At 42.6% G+C, this 13219-nt stretch carries 11 protein-coding genes; all 11 read left to right on the forward strand.

Annotation, left to right across the window (positions count from 1 at the left end):
- On the forward strand, nt 1-3263 hold a 3263-nt coding region (locus HMPREF9074_RS01515), incomplete at its 5' end, for a SusC/RagA family TonB-linked outer membrane protein (RefSeq protein ID WP_034539481.1).
- A 3-nt stretch (nt 3264-3266) separates the two neighbouring features.
- A complete protein-coding gene (locus HMPREF9074_RS01520; protein WP_009390786.1) occupies nt 3267-4757 on the forward strand; it encodes a RagB/SusD family nutrient uptake outer membrane protein in 1491 nt (496 codons plus the stop codon).
- Nucleotides 4758-4780: 23 nt separating this feature from the next.
- On the forward strand, nt 4781-5632 hold the full coding sequence (locus HMPREF9074_RS01525) for a zinc-binding metallopeptidase (protein WP_009390788.1): 852 nt from the start codon (nt 4781-4783) through the stop codon (nt 5630-5632).
- Nucleotides 5633-5637: 5 nt separating this feature from the next.
- The gene (locus HMPREF9074_RS01530) at nt 5638-6963 is read left to right on the forward strand and encodes a DUF4302 domain-containing protein (RefSeq protein ID WP_034539492.1); all 1326 of its coding nucleotides are present in this window, start codon (nt 5638-5640) and stop codon (nt 6961-6963) included.
- Between the two features lie 30 nt (nt 6964-6993).
- Entirely contained in the window at nt 6994-8319 is a 1326-nt protein-coding gene (locus tag HMPREF9074_RS01535) for a DUF4302 domain-containing protein (protein WP_009390792.1), read from the forward strand.
- A 12-nt stretch (nt 8320-8331) separates the two neighbouring features.
- A complete protein-coding gene (locus HMPREF9074_RS01540; protein WP_009390795.1) occupies nt 8332-9666 on the forward strand; it encodes a DUF4302 domain-containing protein in 1335 nt (444 codons plus the stop codon).
- A 20-nt stretch (nt 9667-9686) separates the two neighbouring features.
- A complete protein-coding gene (locus tag HMPREF9074_RS01545) occupies nt 9687-10598 on the forward strand; it encodes a leucine-rich repeat domain-containing protein (RefSeq protein ID WP_009390797.1) in 912 nt (303 codons plus the stop codon).
- 365 nt (nt 10599-10963) lie between these two features.
- The gene (locus HMPREF9074_RS01550; RefSeq protein ID WP_009390799.1) at nt 10964-11551 is read left to right on the forward strand and encodes a hypothetical protein; all 588 of its coding nucleotides are present in this window, start codon (nt 10964-10966) and stop codon (nt 11549-11551) included.
- Complete coding sequence (locus HMPREF9074_RS01555) at nt 11548-11766, forward strand: hypothetical protein (protein WP_009390800.1); 219 nt, start codon at nt 11548-11550, stop codon at nt 11764-11766. Before HMPREF9074_RS01550 ends, HMPREF9074_RS01555 begins: the two co-directional genes overlap by 4 nt.
- A gap of 32 nt (nt 11767-11798) precedes the next feature.
- A complete protein-coding gene (locus HMPREF9074_RS01560) occupies nt 11799-12215 on the forward strand; it encodes a CBS domain-containing protein (RefSeq protein ID WP_009390802.1) in 417 nt (138 codons plus the stop codon).
- A gap of 7 nt (nt 12216-12222) precedes the next feature.
- Nucleotides 12223-13170 (forward strand): PhoH family protein, encoded by a 948-nt coding sequence (locus tag HMPREF9074_RS01565; protein WP_009390806.1) that lies wholly within the window; start codon nt 12223-12225, stop codon nt 13168-13170.
- Nucleotides 13171-13219: the final 49 nt, after the last annotated feature.

Genomic DNA, 13219 nt, shown 5'->3' on the forward strand with positions numbered 1-13219 from the left:
GGGTAGTAAAAGACAGCGATGGCACTCCACTACCCAGTGCCTCTGTAGTTGTTAAAGGCACCTCTCACGGGGTAGCTACTGACTTAGATGGTAAATACTCCATCAAAGTCCCTAATAACAAAACGGTGCTCGTTTTCTCTTCTTTAGGAGCTAAAACCGTTGAACGCACTGTTGGTGCCAACAAAGTAATCAATGTTACCCTTCAAGACGAAGCGCAACAGCTCGAAGGGGTGGTGGTTACCGGCTACCAAGAGTTCGACCGTTCTAAATTTACCGGTAATGCCCAAACCCTCAAAGCCGACAATATCAAAATGGACGGCGTTGTAGACGTAGGGCGTATGATTGAAGGTCGTGCAGCCGGTGTAAACGTACAGAACATTTCAGGTACTTTTGGTACTTCACCTAAAATCACCATTCGTGGGGGTTCATCTATCTTTGGCGATACCAAACCGCTATGGGTAGTCGATGGGGCTGTACAAGAAGAGGTAGTACCGCTAACCTTCGAACAGCTCGCCTCTGGTGATGCTTCTACCTTAGTAAGCTCAGCTATCTCAGGTATCAATGCCAACGACATCGAGAGCATCGAAATCCTTAAAGACGCTTCTGCGCTTTCACTCTATGGGGCACGTGCGCTCAACGGTGCAGTGATTATCACCACTAAAGGGGGCAAACGCAATATGAAAACCCAAGTGAATTACCAGTTAGAGGAATCAGTGCGTATGGTGCCTACCTATAGCCAGTACGACATTATGAACTCTCAAGAGACAATGGACGTATACCAAGAGTTAGAGCGCAAAGGCTACTTCTCACTCTCTTCACACACCCAAGGTCGTTACGGAGGGGTATACAATATTATGTACCGCGCTATCGATACTTACGACCCTGCTACAGGCAAGTTTTTACTCGAAAACTCCGATGCAGCGCGTGCAGCTTTCTTGCGCAAATACGAATACGCCAATACCGATTGGTTTAAAACCCTATTCCGTCCTTCACTTACTCAAAACCATACCGTGAGCCTTTCAGGTGGGGGCGAAAACGCTTCTATCTATGGTTCAATAGGTTTCTTTGCCGACCCAGGTTGGACAATAGCCGACCGCGTACACCGCGTTACAGGTAACTTAAAGACAAGTTATACCCTTTCTCCTAATGTGAAGATAGGAATCCTTACCCAAGGGTCTATCCGTACTCAGAAAGCACCGGGTACTTTTGCTCGTTCAGAAAACACCGTTAGTGGGGGGTACGACCGCGATTTCGACATCAACCCTTTCAGTTATGCGCTCAACACCAGCCGCACTTTGCGTCCGTATGACGATAATGGCAACCTCGAGTACTATCGCTATAACTACGCTAAGATGAATATCCTTAACGAGCTAGCTAATAACTACATCGACCTGAATGTTATCGAGTTAAAGCTACAAGGCGATTTAGAGATAAAATTAGCTAAAGGGTTAAAATATAACTTCTTAGGGTCTGTGCGCCACGTAAAGAGCAGCAGCGAACACTCTATCACCGAAGATTCTAACGTGTCAAATGCTTTCCGTGCTGCCGAAACTACTATAGTAAGACAGCAAAACCCTTTCTTATTCACCGATCCTAACGACCCCGAGGCTATCGCCAAAGTAGTAATGCCTGAAGGAGGTATCTTTAAGCTAAGCGAAAACAACCTCCAAAGCTACTATTTCCGTAATGCGTTAGAGTTCAAAAGACTACTCAAAGATGTTCACGACATAAAGATATTCTTAGGGCAAGAGTATCGCCATACCGACCGCGATAATAATAACTTTACAGGTTATGGCTATCAGTTCAACCGCGGAGGCACCGTTTTCACCGATTACCGTGCCGTACAAAAGGCTATTGACGAAAGCAACCCTTATTATGGCAAATCATACACCAAAGAGCGTGGTATAGCTTTCTTCTCTCAAGGTACTTACACTTACGACAACCGCTACGTATTAGCAGGTACACTCAATTACGAAGGTACTAACCAATTAGGTCGCAGTCGTTCAGCGCGTTGGTTACCTACGTGGAATATCAGTGGCCGTTGGAATGCTAGCAACGAGAAGTTCTTAGAAAACAATAGCACCATCTCTAATCTTGCTTTCAGAGCCAGCTACGGACTTATCGCCGGCTTAAGCCCTGCAAGTAATGCCTTACCTATCTTCAGAAATGCCGTAATGGAGCGTTACAGAAGTGGCGATAAAGAAAGTGCTATCCGAATCTCTTCTTTGCAAAACAGCGAGCTTACTTGGGAAAAAGTATATGAAAGCAACCTAGGGCTTGAATTAGGGCTATTCAAAAACCGCCTCACCCTTTCTGCCGACATATACCAAAAGAACTCTAAAGACCTGATTGACTATGTAAATACCTCTGGTATCGGGGGGCAACGTATCAAGTTAGCCAACAATGCCTCAATGGTAACCAAAGGTATAGAGTTGGCATTAGATACTAAAAACATCAAAACAGACAACTTTAGCTGGAGTACCGGTATCAACTTTGCCTATTTCAATCAAGAAATTACCAAGCTTTCCGATGAGCCTAACGTTTACAACTTAGTACGCGATTTAGGAGGAAATGTATTAGGAGGCGCGCGCAATACCCTCTACTCATACGATTTTATCGGTCTTAGCGATAAGGGAATGCCGCTCTTCAACTTGCTAAACGGCAGTACAGCTTACCAAGATATTAACTTCCAATCGATTACTAATATCTTAAGCTATCTGAAGAAAGAAGGAGCAGTAGAGCCTAACATCACCGGAGGTCTTTCTAACACCTTCCGTTATAAAAACTGGGAACTCAGCGCCCTTATCACCGTACAAGCGGGTAATAAGATACGCAAAGCCCCTCAGTACAGTGTTGATTATAATGACCTAAGCGTTTTCCCTAAAGAAATGCGCAACCGTTGGGTAGCTGCTGGCGATGAGCAAATCACTAACATCCCTGCTATTCCAAGCAAGAGAACCATTACCGAGTTAGGCGAAAACACACTCAGAAGAGTGTATAACGCTTACAACTATTCTTCTGCAAGAGTAGTCGATGGTTCGTTTGCTCGTATGAAGAGTATAAGCCTTTCTTATACTTTTGGCAAAGAGGTACTCGATGCTTTACGCGTTAGCAACTTTAGCTTACGTTTGCAAGCTACCAATCCTTTCTTAATCTATGCTGATAAAGACCTCAACGGACAAGACCCTGAGTTTTTCCGCTCTGGTGGGGTTGCTTACCCTGTTACTTCTCAGTATACATTCACTATCAATCTCGGAATTTAAAAAATGCTAACAATGAAAAAGATATATATACCTTTAGTAAGTTTAAGCTTATTTGGCTTAAGTTCTTGCGATAAATTTTTAGACGAATTGCCTGATAACCGTACTGAAATAGACACGGTCGAAGAGGTTCAAGAGCTGTTAGTAAGTGCTTACCCTAACGGACTATATATGGATATAGCCGAAACTATGAGCGATAACGCTAGCGATAAGGTTACCCTACCCGAATCAAGCCCCCTCAACACCGACTTGTATACTTGGAGAGGAAGCAACGAAACCACACGCGATACCCCTGTATTCTATTGGACAGCCGCTTATAATGCCATCGCTTCTGCTAACCAAGCCTTAGCGTCACTCGAGCAGATGAAAGGAGGCAACGCTCAAAAATTTCTAAAAGGCGAAGCTTTAGTAGCGCGTGCTTATGCTCACTTTATGTTAGCATATTTGTGGTGCAAACCTTTCAATCCAGCTACAGCGGCTACCGATTTAGGCTTGCCTTATGTTGATAAGCCCGAAACTGTAGTGTTTGGTAAATACAAACGCATATCGCTCGAGGCTTTTTATAATGCTATCGAAAAAGACCTCAATGAGGGCTTACCTTTGATTGACAATACTAAGTACAGCAAACCCAAATTCCACTTTACTAAAGAAGCGGCTCACGCTTTTGCCACTCGTTTTTACCTATACAAAGGCGATTGGGATAAAGTTATCGAGCACGCCGACGCGATTTTGGGCAGCAATCCTCAAAGCAAATTGCGCAATGAAAAGGTACAACAAAAGTCCCTTACGGCTTTGCAAAAACGCGAACAAAACAGCAGCAGTGCCGAAGTGTCTAACCTGTTGATAGCGGGCGTACTCTCTCAGTATCAATTCAGACAAACTTCTAACAAATACGGTATGACTTACGACTTGATGAACAACCAAATTATCAATGCGCGTACCCACCCATTAAATTTAAGTTGGGCTTATACCGTATACGGTGCTACTGTCAATAACCAAAACCTGCTAAAATTCCAACCTTATTATACTGATATGAATGTATCAGCAGGAACAGGTGTCCCTCATACTATGGTTACCCTACTATCGTATGACGAAGTTATCCTAAACCGTATGGAAGCCTACTTGATGAAAAACGAATACACTAAGTTCTTAGATGACCTAAAAGTATTCTTGCCTGTCAAAACAGAAGCTGACTTCAATACTAGCGGTCTTACCGAGAGTGTGATAGAAACTAAATACAACGGCAAAGGCACTGATCTCGACCCTGCCTATACTCTTAACTCTCGCCAACGTGTATGGTTAGCTTGCTTGTTAGATTTGCGCCGTGTACAATTCGCTTTCGAGGGGCTCCGTTGGTTCGATAACAAACGTCTCGGTATGAAGATTACCCACCTCAAAGACGGTGCTACTATCGAGTTACCTAAAAACGACCCAAGACGCGAACTACAATTGCCCGACTACGCTATAAAGCAAGGGCTTACCGCTAACCCAAGATAACAAACTTATAAAATAGCAACTATATGAAAAAGATATATATATTAGCAATGACTGTAGCACTAACTACAGCTTGCCAAAAAGAAAAAGCACTCGATACCGAAAAGAGTGTAATCGAAGAGCCTTCTGCTCAAACCCGAAATAATATTGAGCAGTATATCTACGATAGTATCCAAAAACCTTATAATGTAGGTGTCCTTTATAAGTTTGTCGATAATGATTTCAGCGATGAAAATCAAAAAAAATACCTTTATCCTGCTACCGAAAGCAATGTTGTCCCCATACTCAAAAAGCTAAAACGTATTTGGATAGACCCTTATACCCGTATAGCTGGCGAAGACTTTATCAAAGGGGCTGCTCCTCGTCAAATATCACTTATTGGCAGTTGGTTAGTCAATGAGGAAAATGGTACTATCACCTTAGGTTTTGCCGATAGTGGTATGAAGATAGCCCTATTTGGGGTCGATAAAATAGACCTAACCGACCGCGATAGAGTGCGCGAGTACTTCCATACCGTGCACCACGAGTATTGCCACATTGTCAATCAGAAAAAACCTTACAGCGACGAGTTTGCTAAGATTACCCCTTCAGGCTACACGGCTGTATGGAATAACCATACTGATGCCGAAGCCCTACAATTAGGTTTTATCAGTGCTTACGCTCGTGCTAATAACATCGAAGACTTTGCCGAGATGACCGCACATATGCTTATAATGGGCAAAACTGCTTGGGATACTAAGATTAATGCTATCACCAGTGCCACAGGCAAAGAGGCTTTACGAAAAAAAGAAGCTTTCGTAGTAAACTATTTCAAAAGCGAATGGAATATCGATTTCTATGAACTACAAGCTGAAGTACAACGTAAAATACAACAGTAATGACTATGAAAAAATTATTATTCCTTTCTATACTCGTTCTTTTAGTCAGCTGCCAAAAGAACGAACCTAACGATGTCTTTGGCAAAACGCCCTCTGAGCGTTTTGAGCAAAGCCAAAGCGAATTGCGCGCTGCCCTTACGGCCCCTCAGCAAGGGTGGAAGTTAGCCTATGCCACCAATAAAGAGAAGTTCGGTACTTTCAATGTCCTAATGAAGTTCTCTGCCGAAGGCACCGTCACTATGACCTCTGATATAGGCGGTAGCTACACCCCTACCAATAGCCAGTACACCATACAAGAGGCGCAAGGTACTCTATTGGTATTCTCAACCTATAACCATATTCATAAGTTGGGCGACCCTCAAAACCCAAGCGATTTAAATGGTAAAGGCTTAGAAGGCGAATTCCAATTCATCTACTACGGCAAAGAAGGCGACAAACTCAAGTTCCGTACCCAGCGAAAAGATACCGAGCAGTTTGTATATTTCGAGCCTGCCACTGCCAATGATTGGGCTAATGTAGAAACGTGGGGCGAAAACATCAACCTCATCGAAGACAATGCCGATAATTATTTCTTTACCGTTAGCAATACCGCTACCAGTACAGGCTATGAAATGAGCTTTGCACACCGCTTCCTAACGTTAAAATCAATTACAGGGAATGAAACAATAAAAGCCAATGTGGTGCCTACCAATAACGGAATTGCTTTTGAGCCGGCTCTTAGCCTTCTCGGCAAAAACTTTACCGGTTTAGTCAGAGATAACAGCACTAACCCTCCTACCTATAAGGCTACTGTCGAAGGTACTACTGCCAAGCTAAGCTATTCATTAGTGCCACCTCAAGAGCTTATAAACGATGATTATAAGCATATTAACACCAGCATATCAGGTTTAGTGATAGTGCCAAACCCTATGGTAAACCATCCTTTGATGTCTGATGTGTTCAAAGAACTTCTCGAGCTCGGAGGGGGTAAAACCTTCGCCATCTTTAGATTAGATTTCGAAGATGACGGCACTTGCTCTATACAAGTAGGATACAAGTTCGACGGCGATAGCAGAAACTCTTGGATTTACCTCGATTGTAACTATGAGCTTAACAACAAACGCTTATATTTAAACAATCCTACCTCTCTAAACGTACAAAACAGTTGGAGACGAACTCAAAATGCAGCTATTCTTGCCAAAGGTAGAGCTCTAATACAAAAAATATTAGACCTCGGGGCTGGAGGCTTCTATGTCAAGAGCAGTGGTACCTACTCAGGCTATAAACTCTACAGATTGCAAAGTTTTAGCGCCCCTGAGTACATCGCACCATTCCTCGGTATAGATAAATAATAGCTTTTATAACCTTAAAAAAATATTGCTATGAAAAAAATACTATTCTTAGCTGCACTTGCCCTGCTGGCAAGTTGCCAAAAAAACGATGACGACACCTCTCAAGATGAGGACAGAAAAGAGCAAAATAAAGCCTTACAAAACGAGCTTACTAGCAATAAAGATGGCTGGAAACTCACCTATATAGCCGAAGATGGTTCTACTGGGGGCTACCAGTTTTTGATGAAGTTTGGCGATGATGGTACCGTTACTATGACCTCCGACATCTCATCAACTACTACCCCTACAGCTACCAGCTATAGCACCCAAGAAAAAAATGGGGCTCTTGTATTAAGCTTTATAGGGCAAAACTACCTCCACCAATTAGCCGATGCTATCAAAGGCAACGCCGCTAATGGTTTATCGGGCAAGGTATACCAATTTCAATACGCAGGCAAAGAGGGCAACAACCTCAAGTTTCTAAACCTATTGAAGAGCAGCAAACCCACCCTTGTTTTCGAGCCCGCTACCGCTAATGATTGGTCAAATATTGATGCTTTCGTTGCTAACCTCAACCCTATAACAAAACTTACTGACTATTACTATCTAAAGGTAACAACGGCTACACAGTCTGTTACCTATTACAATGTAAGTTTTGATAGCAGAGTCTTAGCCCTAAAGGATACTAACATCAAAGCCCCCGTAGCAGCTACTCAAGAAGGTATCGCTTTCTTAAGCCCTCTTACTATCGAAGGCAAGAGCTTCACCTCGCTTACCCACAGTGGGGGTACCGTTACTCCTACCTACAGTGCGACAGTCGATGGGGTTACCGCCAGCTTATTCTTTTCTTCAATAAGCCCAGAGTTCTTAAGTTCTAATGATTACAGAGATATCAATACAAGCATCGAAGGATTCTCCATAATGACACAACACTTCAAAAACAATAAGTTTATGTCTAAAACTTTCTATGAAGATGTTTTAAAGGTAAATAACAGCACCGACTTGTTTATGCTTAAAATCAACTTCGTAGACGCAGGAGAATGCGAAATACAAATAGGTCATATTTTTGCCGGCAGCGGTTTCTCTATCATTCAAGTAAATTGCGAGTACGAGTTGAAAAACAACCGTCTTTACCTCAAAAACTTAGATAGCCGATTAAGATCAAGCAATGCTACGGCTTGGAATGACGCAAAGAATGCTGCCGTTTTAGAGAAAGCAAAACGCGCGTTAGGGGCTATATACAGCTTGGGCGTACAAGGTTACTATATCAAGAAAAAAGATATAGTTATCGAACCGCTTACCGACAACCCTGTATATTACCTACAAAGCCACGAGTATCCTTTGTATACCTTCCCTGCTTGGGGAGTACCTCTATAGCATATTTACACTATGAAGAAGATTTTATTTGTATTTTTTTTAGCAACCTTTGTTAGCTGCCAGAAGAACGAACCCGAAGACCTCTTTGGCAAAACACCTGCTGAACGTTTTGAGCAAAACAAAAACGAACTCCTTGCAGCCCTTACTGCCTCTGAGCAAGGGTGGAAGCTCTCCTATTTCACTAATAGCGAAACATTCGGGGGCTATACCTTACTGATGAAGTTCGACCGAAACGGAAGGGTCGAAATGACCTCCGATATAGGCGAAGAATTCGGCTCTACCCAAAGCCAATACACTATACAAGAGGCGCAAGGCACCCTATTGGTATTCTCTACCTATAACCATATCCATAAGCTGGGCGACCCTCAAAACCCAAGCGATTTGAATGGTAAGGGCTTAGAAGGCGAATTCCAATTCATCTACTACGGCAAAGAGGGCAATAAACTAAAATTCCGTACCCAGCGAAAAGATACCGAACAGTTTGTGTATTTCGAACCTGCTACGGCACAAGAGTGGAGTACTATGCAAAACCTCTGGGGAAGCATAGAGGCTTTAGGGAGCGAACCCATTAGGCATTATTTCAAAGTAACCGCTAATGGCAATGTCGAGAATTACAGCCTATCGCTATCGCATAGGTATCTAACCCTTACCTCTACAAGCAATAGCGGCAAAGTGCTAAAAACAGGCGTACTCCCTACTACCGAAGGACTCAAATTCAATCCTCCTTTAGTAATCGAAGGCAAGACTTTCACCGAATTGCCTTGGGACAATAATGCCTCACCTGCGCGCTATATTGCTACCGTCGAGAGCGTTACTGCCGAGATAAGGTTTACCCGTAACCCTACCCCCGATCAGTTGAGCAACGACTATGCCGAGCTCAACAATATCAGCCAGTTAGTACTGCTCAACAGCTATGTAAAAGAGGCGCCACAAACCTCTGACTTATTCTATAACACCGTGTTCAAAATCGATGATACTAAGTCTTTTAGCCGCATCGACATCATTTTCCAAAGGGGAATTTGCGGTATCTTTGTAGAATACAATTTTGGTGGTACTTCAGCAAGTCTTTATTCGGTATCTACCTTTTCGCTAAGAGACAAACGCCTCTTTATCGACACACCGTTAAGAGACCTAAGCTCAAGCAATATGACTCTTTGGCAGAAGCCTGAAAACAGCGCTATTTACGCCAAAGCACAGCAGGCCATTTATGCTATCTTAGCCCTTAGCCGCAACGGACTGTATGTGAAGAACCTACAAACCAAATATGGTAATAGATTCGACACCTACCTATTCCAAAGCTATAGCATACCTATCAAGTTCCCTGCTATAGCAGTCCCTAACAGATAATCTTTTAAACCTTATTCAAAATGAAGAAAATACTTACCTTTTTATGCGCTGCAGCCCTTGTAGCTTGCGGCAAAGACGATAAAGGAGGAGAGAACCCCACTCCTACCCCCCACTACGATAACCTAAGTGTGGCTACCAATACGGTTAGTTTCACTACCCTTAGCAGCACCCAGTCGGTAGGCATTACCGCAGGATCAGGCAGCTATACCGCCACCACGGCACTACCTATCGTTAGTTTAGAGGTGGTAAGCAATACGCTACAGCTCACCAGCGTAGCCACCGGTACTACTACTGTAACCGTAGTCGATACCAAGAGCCAGCAAAAAGCTGAAATCGCCGTAAGCGTAAAAGCACTCTATAGTGTTGAGAGTGAAACCATCACCCACTCCGACCGCCACAATTTCGCTGACGACACTCATTTGGTGCTTACCGGCGTAAAAGCCGTAGGCGACAACGTGTTCAAAGGTTTTGGCGAGTTTATCTCTGTCACTACCAAAGGCGTAGAGACTTTTGGCAATAATGCTTTTCATAGCTGCCAACAGGTAGAGTACATCAACTTAGAGGGAGTAAAGAGTATCGGTACAGGAGCCTTTCAATCAAATGCTTCAGTCAAAACGGTTACTATCACAGGGGTAGAGGGCAGTCCGCTAAAGCTAGGCAAAGAAGCCTTTGCTAATTGTGCCGAACTAAAGAGCGTTAGCCTACCTGCTCAAACTACTGAGATAGGAGCTAGTGCCTTTAACTTTTGTCGTCAGTTAGCAAGCCTACGTATCGCCGCTACAGAGCCTCCAAAAGTATTCCGCACCACCTTCCCTAGTAAACTAGCAGGCGCTAACCGAGTGCTATACGTCCCTAAAGGAAGCAAAGCTAAATACGAAGCGGTAGCCAATTGGAAAGACAAATTCAGCAGCATCGAAGAAACCGATTTTTAAATACAAAATCCAACAGACGAAAGACGAAGCCATACTTTTAGCTTCGTCTTTTTTTTGCCTCTTGCATTTCGTCTTTTGTCTTTAGTTTCTCGTCTTTAGAATATTTTTCTTTCACCCCTCCCCTATACAAACGATATAGAAAGGATATAGGAACGATACAGGAAGACTAGAGAATAACTCAAAAAACCACCCAGGTACAAACGTCTACTAATCCGCCTCAAAGCAGAAAAATATACTACGCACAGCATTTCACTTTCTCCCCTTTGATAATTTTTTTATTGAATTATTATTTGCCAATTCATTTTTATTTTGTATCTTTGTAGGGCAAAAAACAATTGCACCATTCTAATAACTAACAACCAATTATGAACGAAGTTTCTTTAATAGGCTATCACGGAACAGATTTTGCTAATACTCATACAATACTTAGTGACAATTACCAAATATCAGAAGGAGATACACACTGGTTGGGAGATGGCGTTTACTTTTTCGTAGAAAGTGTGCTTACCAATGCCGAAAAAGCCATTGAGCTCGCTGAAAAATGGGCTATTGCCCAGTCTTGGGATAACGATACTAAAAAGTATAAGTATAACCAATATACCGTTATGGCCTCTAAAATAGAGGTAAAAGAAGAAAACTTTTTAGACTTAACCACTGCCGATGGCATAAAAACATTACTTTATTTAGCAGAGAATTTTCTGCATTTGATAAAGAATGTGCAAAGAAATAGAAAAAGAGGATTAAGATTCTATGACGGACTTTTACTAAACTGGGCAAGAAAAGCTAACATCTTTTCTTTTGATATAATAAAAGGTAACTTTTACATTAAATTTAAAAATGAAAGGGTTAATAAAATCGAACTTAGAACGTGCAACTGCACTATTTGTTCTGTTTATAACCCTCAAAAACACATTAAGTTCAACAAAATAATAAAAAAAGGAGCAATAGTATGAAATTTTCAGAAGCAAAAGAAATAATAGATAGATACTTCAGTCAAGCAGACCCCGAAGAGCTTTATAATTTAGCTCTTTCTTGCGGGTTTGAAGAAGTCGATATAGAAGAAGGTGATATGGAGGAAGACGATGTTAATAGAAGAATTGACGAAGTTGGCGACCTCCCTTATTACCGCAAAATAACCGAAGACCATAGCAAACTCTTAGCAAGCTAATAACTAACGACTAAAAACTAAAAAAAACTAATATGAAACAAAGAGTCCCCGTATCACAGATTATGAGCAAGGAGCTTATCACCCTTACTCCTACCCAATCGCTTTACGATGCCGAACGCCTTTTCAAGAAGCACAACATTCGCCATATTCCAGTAGTCGAAGGCGATAAAATAATAGGCATTGTTAGCTATTCCGACCTTTTGCGCATCAGTTTTGCTGATATGACTGACGGCGAAGACGAAGTAACCTCAGTAGTGTACGATATGTACACCATACCACAGATAATGGCTAAAACCCCTCTAACGGTAGCCGCCGATACCTCTATCAAAGAAGTAGCCGAAATCCTTGCCAAACAGAGCTTCCACTCTATACCCGTAGTCGAGAATGGAAAACTCGTAGGCTTAGTCACCACCACCGACCTTATCAAATATTTATTAGAACAATACTAAAAAATTGATGAACGAGCTTACCCTACACTTAGACGTTGATCCGCAGCTTTTTTATGGGGAAGACGATACCAATATCAATCATATACGTACCCTCTTCCCTAAACTCAAAATAGTAGCCCGCGGCACCAAACTCATCGCTTTTGGCGAAGAACACCTTTTAGCTGACTTTCAACAGCAACTCGAAAAACTCATAGCCTACGCCACTAAGTACAATCGCCTCGACCACCGAGCTATTGATAGTATCCTATCGACCTCTGAGACTGAAAGTGCCGAAAAAGAAAGCGAAACCGACATTATTGTGCACGGAGTAAACGGCAAAGTCATACGCCCGCAAACCAAAAACCAAGTCAAATTGGTCAGTCTAATGCACAAAAACGATATGGTTTTTGCCATAGGACCAGCCGGTACGGGCAAAACCTACGTAGGGGTAGCCTTGGCGGTAAAAGCGCTAAAAGAAAAACAAGTAAAACGGATAATCCTAACCCGTCCTGCAGTAGAGGCGGGCGAGAATTTAGGCTTCCTCCCTGGCGACCTAAAAGAAAAACTCGACCCCTATATGCAGCCCCTTTACGATGCTTTGCGCGATATGATACCTCACGAAAAGCTCAACGCTTTCATCGAAGCTGGCATTATCGAAATTGCGCCCCTTGCCTTTATGCGCGGACGTACGCTCGACAATGCTTTCGTAATACTCGATGAGGCGCAAAACACCACCCACGCCCAGATGAAAATGTTCCTTACCCGTATGGGGCGCAATGCCAAGTTTATGATTACAGGCGACCCTGGGCAGGTAGACCTACCGCGCAAAGTATCCTCAGGACTCAAAGAAGCAATGCTCATACTGCAAAACGTAAAAGGAATTGCCTTCCTACATTTAGACGATAAAGATGTGGTTCGTCACCCCTTAGTACGTAGTATCATCGATGCTTATAAAACAGCCGAAAATAATCAATAATATTGATATAATAATTTTTTCTTTCGTTATGCTTGCTTTTTATAAAAAA

This window comes from Capnocytophaga sp. oral taxon 329 str. F0087 (assembly GCF_000213295.2).
Lineage (GTDB): Bacteria > Bacteroidota > Bacteroidia > Flavobacteriales > Flavobacteriaceae > Capnocytophaga > Capnocytophaga leadbetteri_A.